The sequence below is a fragment of the Lysinibacillus sp. RC46 genome (assembly GCF_041262385.1).
Lineage (GTDB): Bacteria > Bacillota > Bacilli > Bacillales_A > Planococcaceae > Lysinibacillus.
Genome location: NZ_JBGCCF010000012.1, coordinates 109543 through 125619, shown reverse-complemented (window position 1 = coordinate 125619; position 16077 = coordinate 109543). Strand labels below are relative to the sequence as shown.

The 16077-nt window shown below is 35.8% G+C and carries 26 protein-coding genes and 2 pseudogenes; 22 read left to right on the top strand and 6 right to left on the bottom strand.

The annotated features are described in order from the left end of the window. The first annotated feature begins 10 nt into the window (after window positions 1-10). The 10 genes and pseudogenes from ABH966_RS13170 to ABH966_RS13125 form a co-directional block, all read left to right on the top strand. Window positions 11-673: an ORF6N domain-containing protein gene (locus ABH966_RS13170; protein ID WP_370079092.1), complete on the top strand. Its 663-nt coding sequence runs from the start codon at window positions 11-13 to the stop codon at window positions 671-673. Then, a complete protein-coding gene (locus ABH966_RS13165) occupies window positions 657-1628 on the top strand; it encodes a hypothetical protein (protein WP_370079090.1) in 972 nt (323 codons plus the stop codon). Before ABH966_RS13170 ends, ABH966_RS13165 begins: the two co-directional genes overlap by 17 nt. Continuing rightward, complete coding sequence (locus tag ABH966_RS13160; RefSeq protein ID WP_370079089.1) at window positions 1618-1755, top strand: hypothetical protein; 138 nt, start codon at window positions 1618-1620, stop codon at window positions 1753-1755. The genes ABH966_RS13165 and ABH966_RS13160 overlap by 11 nt, the downstream gene beginning before the upstream one ends. Before the next feature lie 19 nt (window positions 1756-1774). Next, window positions 1775-1906, top strand: a complete 132-nt coding sequence (locus ABH966_RS13155) for a hypothetical protein (protein ID WP_370079088.1) — start codon at window positions 1775-1777, stop codon at window positions 1904-1906. 55 nt (window positions 1907-1961) lie between these two features. Further along, entirely contained in the window at window positions 1962-2672 is a 711-nt protein-coding gene (locus ABH966_RS13150; protein ID WP_370079087.1) for a hypothetical protein, read from the top strand. A gap of 28 nt (window positions 2673-2700) precedes the next feature. Further along, window positions 2701-3105, top strand: a complete 405-nt coding sequence (locus ABH966_RS13145) for a hypothetical protein (protein WP_370079086.1) — start codon at window positions 2701-2703, stop codon at window positions 3103-3105. Continuing rightward, window positions 3093-3344: a hypothetical protein gene (locus ABH966_RS13140; RefSeq protein WP_370079085.1), complete on the top strand. Its 252-nt coding sequence runs from the start codon at window positions 3093-3095 to the stop codon at window positions 3342-3344. Before ABH966_RS13145 ends, ABH966_RS13140 begins: the two co-directional genes overlap by 13 nt. A gap of 80 nt (window positions 3345-3424) precedes the next feature. Beyond that, window positions 3425-3604, top strand: coding sequence for a hypothetical protein (locus ABH966_RS13135; protein WP_370079083.1), 180 nt, complete (start codon window positions 3425-3427; stop codon window positions 3602-3604). Window positions 3605-3638: 34 nt separating this feature from the next. Next, the gene (locus ABH966_RS13130; protein WP_370079081.1) at window positions 3639-4022 is read left to right on the top strand and encodes a hypothetical protein; all 384 of its coding nucleotides are present in this window, start codon (window positions 3639-3641) and stop codon (window positions 4020-4022) included. Window positions 4023-4102: 80 nt separating this feature from the next. Beyond that, window positions 4103-4348, top strand: a pseudogene (locus ABH966_RS13125) (HNH endonuclease signature motif containing protein); the annotation flags it as partial. A 183-nt stretch (window positions 4349-4531) separates the two neighbouring features. On the opposite strand, the gene ABH966_RS13120 reads toward ABH966_RS13125, so the two are convergent. The 3 genes and pseudogenes from ABH966_RS13120 to ABH966_RS13110 form a co-directional block, all read right to left on the bottom strand. Beyond that, window positions 4532-5041, bottom strand: coding sequence for a DUF3231 family protein (locus ABH966_RS13120; protein ID WP_370079079.1), 510 nt, complete (start codon window positions 5039-5041; stop codon window positions 4532-4534). A gap of 756 nt (window positions 5042-5797) precedes the next feature. Beyond that, entirely contained in the window at window positions 5798-6343 is a 546-nt protein-coding gene (locus ABH966_RS13115; RefSeq protein WP_370079077.1) for a collagen-like protein, read from the bottom strand. A 235-nt stretch (window positions 6344-6578) separates the two neighbouring features. Further along, a pseudogene (locus ABH966_RS13110) lies at window positions 6579-7061 on the bottom strand (bclA protein); the annotation flags it as partial. 252 nt (window positions 7062-7313) lie between these two features. Between ABH966_RS13110 and ABH966_RS13105 the strand changes: the two are divergent. The 6 genes from ABH966_RS13105 to ABH966_RS13080 all read left to right on the top strand — a co-directional run bounded on the left by ABH966_RS13105 (window position 7314) and on the right by ABH966_RS13080 (window position 9666). Next, on the top strand, window positions 7314-7604 hold the full coding sequence (locus tag ABH966_RS13105) for a hypothetical protein (RefSeq protein ID WP_370079075.1): 291 nt from the start codon (window positions 7314-7316) through the stop codon (window positions 7602-7604). 121 nt (window positions 7605-7725) lie between these two features. Continuing rightward, window positions 7726-7941, top strand: coding sequence for a hypothetical protein (locus ABH966_RS13100; RefSeq protein ID WP_370079073.1), 216 nt, complete (start codon window positions 7726-7728; stop codon window positions 7939-7941). Between the two features lie 118 nt (window positions 7942-8059). After that, window positions 8060-8236 (top strand): hypothetical protein, encoded by a 177-nt coding sequence (locus ABH966_RS13095; RefSeq protein WP_370079071.1) that lies wholly within the window; start codon window positions 8060-8062, stop codon window positions 8234-8236. Between the two features lie 6 nt (window positions 8237-8242). Then, window positions 8243-8797 (top strand): site-specific integrase, encoded by a 555-nt coding sequence (locus ABH966_RS13090; protein ID WP_370079069.1) that lies wholly within the window; start codon window positions 8243-8245, stop codon window positions 8795-8797. A 158-nt stretch (window positions 8798-8955) separates the two neighbouring features. Beyond that, window positions 8956-9249: a hypothetical protein gene (locus tag ABH966_RS13085; RefSeq protein WP_370079067.1), complete on the top strand. Its 294-nt coding sequence runs from the start codon at window positions 8956-8958 to the stop codon at window positions 9247-9249. Further along, entirely contained in the window at window positions 9250-9666 is a 417-nt protein-coding gene (locus ABH966_RS13080; protein ID WP_370079065.1) for a sigma factor-like helix-turn-helix DNA-binding protein, read from the top strand. 255 nt (window positions 9667-9921) lie between these two features. Here ABH966_RS13080 and ABH966_RS13075 read toward each other — a convergent pair whose 3' ends face one another. From ABH966_RS13075 to ABH966_RS13065, 3 genes are all read right to left on the bottom strand, one after another. Then, the gene (locus ABH966_RS13075; RefSeq protein ID WP_370041794.1) at window positions 9922-10041 is read right to left on the bottom strand and encodes a YjcZ family sporulation protein; all 120 of its coding nucleotides are present in this window, start codon (window positions 10039-10041) and stop codon (window positions 9922-9924) included. A gap of 320 nt (window positions 10042-10361) precedes the next feature. Continuing rightward, window positions 10362-10475, bottom strand: coding sequence for a YjcZ family sporulation protein (locus ABH966_RS13070; RefSeq protein ID WP_370079063.1), 114 nt, complete (start codon window positions 10473-10475; stop codon window positions 10362-10364). A 298-nt stretch (window positions 10476-10773) separates the two neighbouring features. Continuing rightward, window positions 10774-10926: a YjcZ family sporulation protein gene (locus ABH966_RS13065; protein WP_370079061.1), complete on the bottom strand. Its 153-nt coding sequence runs from the start codon at window positions 10924-10926 to the stop codon at window positions 10774-10776. Window positions 10927-11305: 379 nt separating this feature from the next. Between ABH966_RS13065 and ABH966_RS13060 the strand changes: the two genes are divergently transcribed. The 6 genes from ABH966_RS13060 (at window position 11306) to ABH966_RS13035 (ending at window position 16059) form a co-directional block, all read left to right on the top strand. After that, entirely contained in the window at window positions 11306-11569 is a 264-nt protein-coding gene (locus ABH966_RS13060; protein WP_370079142.1) for an HNH endonuclease, read from the top strand. A 1-nt stretch (window position 11570) separates the two neighbouring features. Next, entirely contained in the window at window positions 11571-11879 is a 309-nt protein-coding gene (locus ABH966_RS13055) for a hypothetical protein (RefSeq protein ID WP_370079059.1), read from the top strand. Window positions 11880-12029: 150 nt separating this feature from the next. Beyond that, window positions 12030-12533 carry a P27 family phage terminase small subunit gene (locus tag ABH966_RS13050; RefSeq protein ID WP_370079057.1) on the top strand — a complete coding sequence of 168 codons (504 nt, stop codon included), beginning with the start codon at window positions 12030-12032 and terminating at the stop codon, window positions 12531-12533. Next, window positions 12523-14169: a terminase large subunit domain-containing protein gene (locus ABH966_RS13045; protein WP_370079055.1), complete on the top strand. Its 1647-nt coding sequence runs from the start codon at window positions 12523-12525 to the stop codon at window positions 14167-14169. Before ABH966_RS13050 ends, ABH966_RS13045 begins: the two co-directional genes overlap by 11 nt. Window positions 14170-14180: 11 nt before the next feature. Further along, window positions 14181-15332 (top strand): phage portal protein, encoded by a 1152-nt coding sequence (locus ABH966_RS13040; RefSeq protein ID WP_370079140.1) that lies wholly within the window; start codon window positions 14181-14183, stop codon window positions 15330-15332. A gap of 1 nt (window position 15333) precedes the next feature. Next, window positions 15334-16059: a head maturation protease, ClpP-related gene (locus ABH966_RS13035; RefSeq protein ID WP_370079053.1), complete on the top strand. Its 726-nt coding sequence runs from the start codon at window positions 15334-15336 to the stop codon at window positions 16057-16059. Window positions 16060-16077 lie beyond the last annotated feature (18 nt).

Here is a 16077-nt window from a genome sequence, read left to right as displayed (position 1 = left end):
GGGAGTAAAAATGCTACCAGAAATTATTGTCCATGGGAATTTACGTGTCTTAACAAGTGCACAACTCGCTGAATCGTTTAAAACAGATAGCAAGACTATCAATCGTAACTTTCAACGAAATCAGGAGCAATTCGAACTTGGCGTACATTACTTTGCTCTAACAGGTGAGGATTTGAAAGCATTTAAAGGCGTGCGTCAAAATGACGCTACCCTTAAATATGTTTCGGTTCTTTATCTTTGGACTGAAAAAGGGGCTTTTCTACATGCTCAGTTTTCTAAGAGCAAGCAGGCTAAAGATGTCTATCGTGTACTCATTGATAGTTATTACACAATGTTGGACAAGCCACAGAATGAACGAACTCAAACTTTGGCAATTAGTCTAGGTGATTATCAACAACTTGAAAGTAGGGTGACAACTTTGGAACAGAGATTACAAGAAGTTACATTGCATTCAGGTGAACAATTACGTTTGCGAAAAGAAGTGAATAAACGAGTTTTTGAACTGGCAGGGAACGAAAAGGATGCCAGAAGAGCACTATTTCGAGCAATATGGTCCGCAATTAAAGAACGCTATCAAGTGGGCTCTTATCGTGACGTGAAGCAACATGAGCTACAGGACGCATTGAGATTTGTTGTACAGTGGGGAGCGAGCAACTATGAATCTATTAATTAATGAACCACCTTTGCAAGTGTTACCAACACTTGCTTCAGAAATTGGGTTAAACAATGCAATAGTTTTACAACAAGTACATTATTGGTCACGTGTATCAACTAATGTGCGTGATGGTCACAAATGGGTGTACAAAACTATAGATGAGTGGCATGAGGAGTTTCCTTTTTGGTCGAAACGTACATTAGAACGTGTTATTCAGAGTCTCGAAGACATAGAAATCCTTGTTACTGGCAACTATAACAAGCTTAAAATGGATCGTACAAAATGGTATCGAATTAAATACGAAACACTTCAAGAACTGCATGAAAAAGCAAAGCGACAAAATGACGGAATGCAAAGCGACAAAATGACGGAATCCAAAACGACAAATTGTCAGATAGGAAACCGACAAAATGACGTGAACGTTCACGACAAAATGGCGGTACCAATAACCAGAGAATACACAGAGACTACTACAGAGAATACACAGAGAAAAGGGAACAGTCGCAAACGAGTTTACGACGAATCTTCCGTGCATTACCAATTAGCTAATAGACTCTATCAAAAGATATTGATTGATGACCCCAGTTTTAAACAACCAAACATGAACACTTGGGCTGATACTATTCGCTTGATGATGGAACAGGATAACAGAACCGTTGAACAAATCGAATATCTAATTGATTGGTCACAAGCCAATTCATTTTGGAAAACTAATATTCTCTCAACAAAAAAGCTACGTGAAAAGGCAACAACACTTATACGCCAAATTAAAGCTGATAAAGCTAAAGAAGCTAAATCTAATGCAACTACATCGAGCTACCGTAAAGGGCGTCAAGAAGTTGTGCCTGATTGGTTCCACAAACGTAATGAAGGAAACTCAAGTTCGGTAGAGGTTGGTCAAGAAATAGACTTTGAAGCCGAACGTCAAAGAATATTAGAAAAGTTAGGGAGGGCTAAAGAGAGTGCGAAATGAATTAGTTTTTATTCTCCACTTAATGACAGGGTATTCAGAGCAATACCTTGATAAATTGTCAGACGAAGAACTGAATCGTATGTATGATGCTCAAATGGAAAAGAGCATGAATGAGAGCGTGGTGTAAGCAGTGGGTAATCATTTTTATGGACGTAAAGTGGTCAATGCAGTTACGCAACACGACTTGCAAAAGAAGGTTATTGACAATGAAAAACGAAAATGGCGTATGGTTGGCAAATTCACAAGACATCACTACAGCGGTCATTGGTGCTGCGTGATGGAGAGACAATCAAAAGTAACCCAAAAATAATAATACGAAAGAGGGAGTATTAAATGAACTTAAATAAAATGGTGATGGATAGTTTAGCAAAAATGCAATCAGAAGGAAAGGTTCAGGAGATTGTAGAAAAGCACGTTGAATCAACTATTAATGATGTTGTAAAGGACTTATTTGGAAGTTGGAGTGACTTCTCTAAAGACCTTAAATCTAAAGCTAAAGAAGCACTACAAATCAATTTTAATGATTTAAATTTATCAACATACAATCATTTAATCTTACAGGCTATTAAGGACAAATTAGATGACGAGATTACAAATCAAGGTGTTGCTAAAATTAAAAATCAAATTGAAGGTTTACTATCTGACTCGAAACGAGAGTACAAATTATCAGAAATTGTTAAAGAGTTAAAAGAGGAAATTGAAGATTTGGAAGAAATTGGTTATGAAGAATACCATGAAATGACACTTCACATAGACAAGCCTTACGGAGCGTGGTGGATTGCTTTAGATGCAAGAGAAGATATTAGGGAATATGATTGCAAATACAGATTGCACGTAGATGAAAGTGGGAAAGTTTATTCGGTCAAAATTAATGATAATGGTTTTGGAGGAAGTCGCTCTATTGATGAATTTGACATCAAAGCTGTTATGAAAGGTCTGAGAGGATTGGAAGAAACATTATTCAAAATTTATGCGAGTGGTGCAAAGTTAATCATTGATGAAGATGATGTTGAATTAGAAATATCAAATCCTGAATATGATTGATTCCTAAATGTAGATGGAGGGAAGTTGTATGAGTAGCAGAATTGAGCTTTTAAAGCAGCAAAATGCTTTACACAATCAGCACTGTGTTATTTGTCTAAATCGATATGATCGTAATGCTAAAAGCTGTAAGTCTTGCGACATCTTCATAAAGTTCAATGAAATCGGTAAAAGCTTGTTAAACCTAAATAAACGTGATGTTCAAGTATCTTGTAAAAAAAATAAGACTGATATTTTAGCAGAATCAAAGACTGAGCACGGTATGGTTTTAACAATAGATCGGTACTTGGATTTGCAAGAGATGGGCTTGAAAAACTATCAAATTGCAGAGTATTACGACATTACAAAGCAAGAGCTAAATGAGTGGAAGGTATGGCAGGGGCTAACTGGTAAACGTGGTCCAGTGTCTAAAACGGATATAGCATGCAGCAGTTAAACATCTTTGATTACCCAGTAGAGCCAAAACATGAAGCTATTCAAAAGCATGATAGGGTGAAACTTAAACTTTTGGATGAGTCTATAGATCGGGAGATTCATAATTATCGGAAATATTATTGTGATCATCTGATTGAAAAAATCGGAACAGTGGTTGAAATAAAAAGAAATACTGTGGAAGTTCAATTTACTGAGGAAGTCGTTTTATGTGATGTTCGTGAATTGGAATGGATAGCGTAGAGCTACGGTTGCAGCCGTAGCCCTACAATTAAGCCTCTCGCTTAATACAACTACAGTAATTATAACAGGGAGGGGCTTATATGGGCAATATGGTTAATTTGGGCGCGATGGGTGACGGAGTATACATCGTACAACAAGGGGCAGTTGTAGAGGTTCTGGAGCCTAAAGAGTACGGACAAGATTCTATCCAGTGGCAGCATGGCAAGGTATTTGAAGTGAGCGAAAGTAAACGTAGACGTGTTGGGGCAGTTAAAAAATAGAAAGATCTTGTTCAGAAACGAAAGGGGAATTTTTATGAAAATGTTTGTAGCACATCCGGGACCATTTGGAGCAATTCAGCGTGAAGTATTAGTGCAGCAATTAATATTACACAACGGGGTTTACTTAGCTTTGCACAGACCAGCTCGATTACATGAAAAATACGATATGTGGATTGTATCAGATTATCTTACAGGCATGATGTTATCTAAATCTATCAGCAAGAATTATGCAATAGAAAAAGCTAAAAAGCTTGTGTCATCAGTAAATAAACAAAAGATGCAAGTATCTCAAAATCATGGATTAAAAAAATTGATGTCTACTTTCAACGGATCCGTGGATTTCAAATTACTTGAACGAATAGAGCGTAAATGTATTGAGCGAGGTACTACGTCTGTGAGGGTAATCGAATATAGGTAAGTGAAATCGAAAGATATTGTGCAGGGGGTCAATTTATGTGTGAAAAGGTTTGCTGGACTTGCGGTCATTTTGCTTTTGCTTGCTTTGTAACAGGTGAATTCTTAGTAGCAGAAGAAGTCCATTGTCATCACAAAATCCCTCGCCATATGGGAGGTACAGATGAATTTAAGAACCTTGTAATAGTGCATAAAAATGTTCACAAATTAATACACGCTACAGAAACAGAGACGATTGAAAGATATAAGAGCCTCCTCCGATTGGATGGTAAACTATTGGAGAAATTAAACCAATTTCGTAAGAAATGTAATTTAGTTGCTTTAGTCTAAAAGAATAAGATGGAACGCCGTATGAGCTGAAAGGTTCACGTACGGTGTGGAGCAGGGGAAAAGATGGAGATAACTTCAAAGTCTTACCTATTGCTATAGTGGGATAGTACAAAAACATCTTGGGCCGATGCAAAAATATCCCCAGTTTGATACTGGGGAGACGGTTTGCCAGGTAAATAAATATTATTTTTCTGGATAATCTACATGTAATGGTGGTGGAACTAACCAACCTTTAGTCTTATTAAGACGTAGTAGTTTAGCACCGAGTAGAGCTTTTGCTGCATGGAATTGACCATACATTAAAGCAATATCTTCTCGAGTTGAAGTGCCCATTGCTTGACTACATGCAACTAATCCAGCAGCAAGGTCTACTGACAGTGCAGCACTAATTTCTGGATCATTAAATTTTGCTCCAGGAGGAATGTCTTCAATTCTTGCTACCGGACGCTCGGGTGGTGCAGGAGGTAAGCCAACGCCGTTAGTTTTTAATACCTTTTCTAACGGTTTCACTTCGTCTCTTAAAAGTTGGATGATATCTTCAATAATTTTTTTTAAATCTTCATCACCAGCGTGATTATAAAATGTTTGATATCCAGCAATTAAGCCATTATTTGTTGCTAGATTTGTCCAGACACTAAATACTTCACCATAATGTAATGGTTCATCTTTTGGATTTCCACTAAGTATACCCATACTACACTTCCTTTTCTAATTTTTCGCCATTTTTCAAACAAGGATAGTATGGATGAAATAAAAAAAAAAATTCATAAATAAATCAACATTAATGAAGATTATTGTAACAAAGGCACATAATCAAACTTTTTATTATGTATTAGCGGGATAGCGTTGTGCAAGTACAACTTGGGGCGATGCAATGCAACAGGTTGCTATCCCAAAATAAATATATGTAATTTAAGTTGAAAACATAACAACAATAAAAATGTGTGTAAAACGATGAAAAAAACCATCTCCTTAAGGGAAATGGCGAAATTAGCAAATTGAAAATTGGAAAAATGTGTGATGTGTTATATTAAATGCTTTCTCTATGAATATATCTAGGTTTTTGCCATCTAATTAAAAATAACTATATTCAAAAGGGTCACTTGAGGCAGAGTGACCCGAAGCCAATAAATTTTTAAAAAGGTGCAGAGCTAAGCTAATTTGCTTAACACTATTATAAATATGTAGTAATAGCAGGTTTTGTATAGTGGATGACCTAGGAAATCGAATTGAAAATAAAAAACCATAACGGTGTGGTCGTTACAGTTTTAAGGTAGTGTGCGTGAAATATTTTTTCTGAACAATATGAGAATTAATCGAAAGATATCGTTCAGTAAAGGAAGAGTGCATAATTATGAAAAGAAAAAAGGAGTAATTCCTGCGCAAAAGGTTAATCACTCCTAACTATGAAATCTATTGAAGTTTTGAAATAAAGAGAGTTTTATATCTCTAGACAATTGGACTTAACATTTTAAGGATAATAGAAGCATTTACGTTTGTTTGTGTGCCTCCTGCTAAAGTTTGGAGGATTACTGCTGCGGCAGAAGAATGATTCCTAAGTGTAAGAAACCCGCTGGATGGTATAGAAATTATTACCTGACCTGTGTTTTGTTGAGTACCAGCTCCTGAACCATAGACTGCTTGCGCAACCGGTACACCATTTAAAAATAGTGTGAATTGGTTAGGTTCAACACCTGATACGATAAAAGTAACCTCGTAGATTCCCGGTGTGGTAACAAAAATTTGAGAGGTTCCTGGAGCATGCGTAATCCCCGGTGTAACTATACCTGTTGAATCAAAAATAATATCTGCCTCTACAGCTACGGTTTCAGCACCTAGATTATAGATATAACCATATTCGCAAAGACCACTACATGCTGTTGGTGTTACAGGAGGAAAAGCACCAGTAATTCCACAGAGATCGACGGCTGTGAATGGTCCTATTTGGCTTCCGCATAAACAGGAACGTTTATTACAGTTACTACAGTTATCCATTTTTTCACCTCCATTTGTAGTATTTTATTCGTGTGAAAAATGGAGTAAAGGGCAATAGGCTACAATCAATTAATAATTTAGAATCATTATTAATGTTCTATTTTAAAAAAAGACCACTCGTATGAGATGGATACGTCTTTCTAGCTATTCAACTAAGCCCCTGTTAGTTCAAGAATAAAATTACTAATTATTAATAACTAACGACTCACTAAATATCTTTAATATCATTCCTTATTCAATTAGTCTGCCCTACAGCTGTAATTTTGCAAGTTGAAATTGCAAATCTAACGATTGTTTCAGGACTTATTGGTAAAGTACCTAACACTATGCCAAGACCTGTTTGTTCCACGGTAAAATCTGCTGCAATAGAACCATTAACTGCTAAAAGATTCACTGTAGAACCGATAAGTGTATCTAGCAATTGTCTAATCGGTCGTTCGCGACAATCACATTCGCACCCTGAATTAACAGGTGGCAACAAGTTGATAGTAGGTCCTGGTGGTAAAAATCCTACTCCTGTAACATCAGAAATATTTACTTCAAAGGTTGTCGCACCATCTGTAACAGTAACTAAAAAATCATTCACTTCAATAATTGTGAATAAAAAAAATAGAGGAGGTACATTTGGTGCGTCTGCAACAGTGCCAAGAATTACAGTTTGCCCAACAAGCTGCTGTAAGACGGACTGAAGTGGAGAAACACAACAATCACAAAGACACGAAGAGGCGGGGACTGAAGGACAGCAACTATTAAGTGCTGTGTACTTAACTGGCGGACAATATCCGTAAGGTTTTATTCTAGTAATTTTCTTTTTTTTAGACATAATTTCACCCCACTATTTCTTTTATAATATGTTTAAAAGAAATATGAGATTGGATTAAAACCTATTTAGGTTTGAACAAAGATACTTTATGTGAGCAGCGCTTACTGAACAATATGAGTAAAGTATGTAAAAAGGAGGTTGAGCGTAATGATGATTGGTGGTAAAAGAGCTTGCGGTAAAACCACAGAATTAATTAAAAAAGCAAGTGAGGAACATTTATACATTGTTTGTGCTGATAGAAATAGGTTAGATGTAATTACTCAAATGGTGCAATACATGGAGCTGGATATACCTTTTCCTATAACTGTAGATGAATTGCCTTTAAGAAGTCCATACATCAAAGAAGTATTAGTTGATGATATTGAAGATGTACTTTCTCGATTAATAAGAAAACCGATTCTAACGGCAAGTACAAGTATGGAATTTAAACAACTTTAATGAACTATTTGAGTAAATGGATTATTAAAAGTTTAAGGAAAGTAAATATTACCCTTGCAAAATAGAATGTATGTTCTTATAATTAAGTGAAACATACGTTCTGTGAAAGAGGGATGAAAAAATGGAATTGCCAACACTATTAGAGTTCATGAAAAAAGCAAAAGAGGTACCAAGTGAAAAATGCATTAATGGCAAAGAACATAAATTTGAGTTCTTTAGCCATGTCAACGGGAAAGACATCTCTTCTTATTATTTTGAGTGTGAAGCATGTGAGGAAATTATTGTTAAGAAAACGAAAAAGCTTGATATGGACGAATCAATAGCAATAACATATTGAAATTAATTTAGAAATAATTCAATAACAGCCTTTACGGAAAATACCGGAGGCACTAACAAACAGGAGAATGACCTGTTTTGTTGGTGCCTCTTTTTATTTTATTAAAGGAGTGGAAGATATGAGGACGTTACAAGCAGAGTTGGTACAAAAGGGATTATGTGAAAAAGTTGAAAGGCAAGCGTCAAAAAGACGCCAACCTAAAAAGAAGATGAGTCAAAGAGAAATTGAAGAGTTAATGGGAATTAGACGCAGCACTTACAAAAGAGTAAATGGAGCATTTAGACAGAAAGGGTGATTGCAAATGAAAGTTGTTCAGCCAATTCGTGATCCAGAAAAGGTAAATGCAATGCTTCAATATTTAAAAAGTATAAATGAAAGAGATTATATGTTGTTCTATATCGGCATAAGTGCTGGTCTTCGAATATCAGACATGTTGCAGCTTCGAAAAGAAGATGTTCAATACGCTCATATAGATATTGTGGAAAAAAAGACAAACAAGCCAAAACGCTTCACTTTTCCACCATATATAAGGAAAGATGTTCAACGCTATATACAAGGTTTGAGTGAAGGTGAGTATCTATTTAGAAGTCGGCAAGGGGTCAATCGGCCAATTGATAGATCAACAGCCTATCGTATTTTGCGTAAAGCAGCAGAGGAATGTGGCATTAGAGAAATAGGGACGCATACATTACGCAAAACATTTGGTTATCATTTCTATTTAAAGTCAAAAGACATAGTAGCGTTACAAGCATTATTCAATCACTCGTCACCAGAAACAACATTGAGATATGTGGGAATCAACCAAGATGTATTGGACAAAGCAATGGATAATTTTAAACCTGATTGGGTGAAATGATTTAATCAATTTCTTTTATTTATACAGTACAACATAAAAAGCAATAGCGTGTACTCATATTCGGAAGTGGGTTGAAGCGTTGCTAATACAGGGTTTGTGGTAAAGGGCGAGTGCACCAGTCTATTTATTGAAGTGCGGTAGAGGGGGCAAAAGGAAGAATGAACTTAGATGAAGCAAGGGAGCAGATAAAGAAGTTAGAGAGCTATATCGAATTGGTTGAAGGATATGTTCCAGAAACGTTTGAGCAACATGCAATTAAGCTTTATGTCTTGCACGAACATGTAGCGAGAGTGGCTAAAATGCTGAACGAGTTGGGCTTTCGAATTGGAAAACGAAAAGTAATTGGAACAGATGTATCAGATATATTACGGGCTAAGCCAACAGATGAACTACATGAATTGGCAGTGAAGTTATTTAAACAAAACAAGAAGATGGCTAAGGGGCGAGTGTAAATGGAGATCATGAAGAACTATGCAGATTTATTACGCATTATAGATATTGCAAAGGCTGAAATCGAAATGCTAGAGGTAGACAAAGAATATTGGATTGGTAAGCATGAGCATTTACCATTTTCATCAATAGGTGCAGCAAAGTATGGGCTTGACGTAGCTTCACAACGAACAGATCGTTTGAATGGACGCATTGCTTCACTTGAAGAAAAGCTAGAACACTATCAAGCAATTGAAAAAGAGATTCGTGAAAACGTAGAGAAGCTTGAGGGATTAGAATACAGAATAGCTAAGTTGCGTTTTATCGATGGTATGACATATCAAGAGATTGCAGACAAATTGGATTATTCATATGGCTATATTCGTAAAGTGGTATCGCAAGGTAACAAAGAGGTAACAACAACACTTGTCAAAGCGTGATATATTTACAGATGAAGAAACAGGCAATACCAACTAAATAGACGTTTGCGGAAACGTCAACACTGCAAAGCCACATCTCTATGTTGTGGCTTTTTATTATGCCTTGAGAGGTTGAGCATGAAAATGAAAGATGAAAATTTAAAAGGATCACCCGGAGGATAGTGACCCTTAATAATGATTTGGAGGTGTAAGGTTAAATTAGTATTACCTTACAATAGTTATGAGCATTATATGCGGTATTGGCGGTATTGGGTATTAGTAACCTCTATGCATGAAAGTAGCGCCGACAATAATCAGAAGAATGAATAGAACAACGACTAAAGCGAATGGGTTTCGTTCGCGACGCTCTTCGCGAAATTCTCCGCAGTATTCCATAAAATATCCCTCCTTTCTATAATATATAATATGTATAGTTTTCAAAAGGGATTGCGATAGTTATCTTAGGATGCGCTAGAAAAATGTTTAAAAATAAATATGTTAAAAATAGGTATACACTATCAAGAAAAAATATTAGATGTTAGCTAAGTCATATCCAATCGGGTATATGGCTTTTTATTATGCCTAAAATGGTTGAGCATGACATTGAAAGAGGAAAAATATTTAAAAGGGTCACACGGAGGATAGTGACCCATCGTAATTATTTGAAGGTGTAGGGGTACCCTAATAATTATGAGCATTAGGGGCAGTATTGGGTATTAATAACGCATGAAAGTAGCGCCGATAATAATCAGAAGAATGAATAGAACAATAAGTAGCGCAAATGCTGAACCGCCACCCCAGCCACCATAACCACCAAATTCCTGAGACATAATAATTTCCCTCCTTTCTATAATCTATAATCATATAATATGAATAGTTGTCAAAAGGAATTGCGATATTTATCTATTTTACAAAAATAAAGTCTTATAAATTGAAAAAAATGTTATGACATTGGGAATACAACGAAGAACAGTCTGATAGACTTTCACCTGATTTCTAATCAATATTAGGAAGGTTAAAAAGAAAAGGATCACTCTGGTAAAAGTGACCCTAAAATAAGGAGGTGTATGGCTAATTAACTTTATCCTATTATTTATTCCTATGTTGTGAACAAAAGAGGTTTTGAGATTAATACAAGAATGTAGCGCCGACAATAATTAAAAGAATGAATAGAACAACAATTAGGACGAATGCTGAACCGCCACCATAGCCACCGCCGTTATAGCCTCCGTAATAACAATTGTTGTTGTAATTGCCTAAATTATTTCCGAAGTATCCCATGTATATACCTCCTTTCTAATTCTATAATATGTATAGTTATAGAAAGTGAAGAAGGTATTCATCCTATTGAAAACTTTTTTAGAATAAGGATGGGATTGCTCCTTTTGTATATTGAGTCATCTTAAAAAATTTAAAGATGATAGGTTAAAAATAATGTTAACTAAAGGTCATATCCAAAAGGGTATGACTTTAATTTTGCAATGGTGGGACAGCAATGTATAAAAAATATGGGCGAGGTGAGAGTTTGCTATCCCAAGTCCATTGTATGTTAGTAAATAGATCGAAATGACAAAGTATTTATTGTGGAGGGATGAACAATAAAATGATTAAGGCTGAACGTAAGCAAGAACTAATCAAGCACATAAATAGTAATGAGTTGATGAAATTTTATAAGAGCCGTGAGTGGATGTCTTTACGCAAAGAAGCATTAAAGCGTGACAACTATGAATGCCAGTTATGTAAAGCAGCTGGTCGCTATCACAAATCTGAAAACGTTCATCACATGAAAGAAGTCAAGGCGCACCCACATTTGTCATTGACTCTAAACAACTTACAATGCTTATGCATTAAGTGCCATAACGATGTACATAATCGTCTAGAGTCAACGAGGTCGCCTAAGTTTACCAATGAAGAGAGGTGGTAGCATGAATCTTACTGATGGGACATGGACATATGACACAGAGATTATAGATACAGCCATTACGAATTCACAACGTGATTGGTATGAGCGAGACATGCTGAATGCTTTCACTCGCTATGCTTACTATCGATACAAGCAAATAAGAGATTGTGTTAATGCTCGTAAGTGTAAGCATATGACAGTAGATAAAGTGCGTGAACAATTAAAATCAGCTGATAAACTTCAATTCACGTGTGAACTGTTACGAATTACGGCTGATGAAGTGAATTACATTGTGGAATTCGCTGATCAACATTTGAAGTATGTAAAATAACACCCCCGGGTAAAAAAATTCGCGATTTATTAAGGGAAATGTTCAACGAGTAGGGTTCAGGAATGAATATATTTTTTAGATTTCCGCGCGACAACATGCACACTAAATTGTTGATGTATAAATATGCAATAGGAAAGGTGGGCGGTAAGGGTGCAAAATCATGAATTAGCATTTGAAGATTGGCTTGAAGGTGTGAAATATAAGGATATTGCGGCAAAATACAACGTCAAGGAAAATACGGTAAAATCCTGGTACAAGCGATACAATTGGAAAGAAAAGAAGGAGCAGTGCACACAAGAAAGTGGGCAAGAAGCGATAACAATTGCACCCGAAATCGTTGAGTTAGTACCAGGTAATAAAAAGTTGCGTAGAAGGATTGAAAAGGATCTTCGAGAGCAACTTTTTGAAATGGGAGCAACCCAGGCGCACTTTATGGATCTCGTTGATGATTACCTTGCAATGTGGGATGTGAAAAACATGCTCATTGAGGATATTCAAGAGCGAGGTGTCACAGTTCCAGGAGCTCGCGGTGATAAGAAAAATGATAGCATTGGCGAGCTTAATAAAACGAATGCACAAATGCTTAAAATATTAAGCGAACTGGGACTTAAAACAAGTGAGATTAAAATAGAAGGTGAGGATGATGACTACTAGAAAAAGTAATGTTCATATTGACAACTACATCGATGCGGTATGCAGTGGTGAAATATTAGTTAGTAAAGATGTAGCTTCATTAATGGAACTAGTAGAGCAGAAATTAACACAAGAAAATGTATGGATTGATGAGGATGCTATTAACCAAGCGATTGAGTCCATAGAAAAATACTTTCCGTTCAAACTTTTTAAATGGCAAAAGTTCGTGGTTGCTTGTATGTTCGGACTTTTTTACGATGATGATTCACTTGTTTTTAATGAATTTCTTTTATATATGGGCCGTGGAGCAGGTAAGAATGCATTTTTAGCAGCACTTTCATTCCATATGAGTGGTAAACAAGGAATAAGAGGTTACAACATTGATATTGTAGCTACATCCGAAAAACAAGCTAAGACATCGTTTAACGATTTATTTGATGTATTAGAAGATCACTGGAAGACATTCAAAAAACATTTCAAAAAAACAAGGCAAGTGATTCGTCACATCAAAACGAAATCTGAAGTTAGCTATTATACAAATAATGCTAAAACAAAAGATGGATTCCGACCAGGTATTGTTGTGTTCGATGAAATCCACGCCTATGAAACGGAAGATAATATTAAAGTATTTACCTCTGGTTTAGGGAAAGTACCAAGAGCTCGTCGGATTTATTTAACAACTGACGGAAATGTTCGAGATGGATTTCTAGATCAGATGAAAGAAGAGGCAGAACAAGTACTTCGTGGTGAGATACCGAATTCTCGTTTATTTCCGTTTATGTGCAGACTAGACGATCCAGAAGAAGTACACGAAAAGCGCATGTGGGAAAAAGCAAATCCATCGATTATGCATTTACCTGATTTGATGCTTGAAATGGAGTTAGAATATGATCGCATGCAGAATCGTCCATCAGCAAAAATCGAATTTATGACAAAACGCATGAATCAACCTTCACAATTATCTGCTGATGGAGTTGCTGATTGGAACAAGATTAAAGCAACGAACAAACCATTTCCTGACTTGAAAGGCGCTGAATGTATAGGTGGTATTGATTACGCAGATACACGAGATTTTGTAGGAGTTGGATTGTTGTTTAAGAAGGATGGTAAAAGGTATTGGAAGCACCATACATTTATTAATCACAGGTCATTAAAATTATTTAATTATGCTGTCGATATTGAGCTTGCTAAAGAACAGGGTTTAGTCACTATCATTTATGAAGAAACCAATAAACCTGAAATAATCGCTACTTGGTTTGCTGAACAATCCAAGTACTATCGTATTAAAAAAATCGCTAGTGACATCATGCGAATCAATCACTTGCGAGAAGTATTTGAGAGTTATGGTTTTTCACTTGATATTGCCCGCAGTGGAACAACAACACATACAAAGTTACAGCCTACTATAGAAGAAATGTTCGCCTACGAAAAAATCATATGGGGAAATGACCTAATGATGCGATGGTATACAAATAATACTTATGTAAAGCCTGATGGAAAAGGGAACATAACATATGAAAAAATCGAGCCGAAGATGAGAAAGACTGACGGCTTTTTTGCGTTGTTACATGCTTTGCAATTTGAGTTAGAAATTGTAGAATCTCGAACTTTAACTGCTGAAAATGTGTCGAAAGCATTTAAAACATACAGTTACTAGGAGGTGAGTAAATAAGTATGTGGCAATGGGTTAAAAAGTTTTTTAAAAACGGCCAATTAGAAAGTTTAAAAGATTGTTACTATGAATTATCGGCGGAGTATTATTATAAAAAGTTAGCAGTAGAAACATGTGTGAACTTAATCGCCAATGCTTTATCTAGATGTGAAATAAAAACCTATAAAGAAGGAAAATTGCATAGAGGAAACATGTATTATGCCTTGAATATACAACCAAATCAAAATCAAAACGCAACAGCATTCTTTCATAAAGCTATTCGGAAATTTATCTATGAAAACGAATGCTTAATCATTATGGAAAATGACAACTTCTATATTGCTGATAGTTTTGATGTGAAGGAATATGCTTTTTATGAAAATGTATATTCAAATATACAGATCGGTGAGCTCACATTAAACCGAACATACAAAGAATCCGAAGTAATTCGTTTAAAACTTACAGATACAAAAATATTATCGGTAATCGATGAATTGTATGAATCACACGGAAAAATGGTTGAAGCTGCTAAAAGCTATTACAAGCTAAAAAATAATAAGCGGGTATTAGTTAAAGGTGATTATTTAAGGGCGCAGGATGATGAAACGCAGAAAAAAATAGATGACATGTTTGAAAATCAATTGAAAAATTGGTTTGATCCAGACAAGAAAAGTGTTGCTTTCCAATTACAAGATGGTTTTGAGATTGAAGACATGTCAGATTCAAAAACCGGTTTAACAATAGATAGTAGAGATATAAGTAACCTTGTGGATGATATTTTTAATTATGTAGCGATGGCATTTCATGTACCACGTGGTTTGTTGAAAGGCGACTTAGCGGATATTGATAAACAAACTGACAACTTTATTATGTTTGCACTTAATCCACCTGCAGAAATGATGGAAGATGAATTTAATCGTAAGGCCTATTCAAAAGATGAATATTTAAACCGAACATTTTTAAAAATTGATACATCAAAAATCAAAATTACAGACATCGTACAATTGGCTACAGCCTTTGACAAAATGTTTGCGATTGGGGTTTATACAATTAATAATATTCTAGAAGAACTGGGGCATGAGCCTGTGAACGATGAAATTGGAGATAAGCGTCATGTTACGAAGAATTATCAAGATGCAGAGACCGCATTAAAAGGAGGTGAAACCTAACATGAAAAATCGTTTTAAGCAATTTAAAAATCAACAATATGCTGAACAAATTCCAGAAATTAAAAAGGAACTATCCGCAAAAAAAATTGATGCGTCCACAACTGAAATTGTCATCTATGGTGACATTGGGGAAAGCTGGTGGTACGATTCTATTTCTGCAAGTGACATTGATTCATTATTAAAAGATGTAACGACTGACAATATTACGGTTCGCATTAACAGTCCTGGCGGTGATGCTTTTGACGGTATCACGATTTATAATCGTCTGAAGGATCATAAGGCAAAAGTAAAAATTATTGTGGATGGTTGGGCATGTTCAGCAGCTTCAATTATCGCAATGGCTGCAGACGAATTAATCATGAATACGGGCTCGATGTTGATGATTCATAATGCTTCGACAGGCATTTGGGGTAACAAAGAAGCTTTAACTAAAGAAGCTGAATTATTGACCAAACTAGACGCGTCTATTGTTGATGTATATTTATCTAAAGCTCAAGCGACAAAGGAAGAAATAGCTACTATGATGGACAATGAAACATGGTTCACAGCAGATGAAGCGATCGCTATTGGTTTCGCATCATCTACAGTTGTGGAAGACCAAGCCGATGACGACAAAACCAAAACAGATGCAGAAGCATTTAAAAATAGCGTTCTTGCTCGATTTAAACGAGAGCCAGCGCCAAAACAAAATATTTTAACAAATTTCCAACGCAACTCAGATGAGTAGGCGTTTTTATTTTACTCA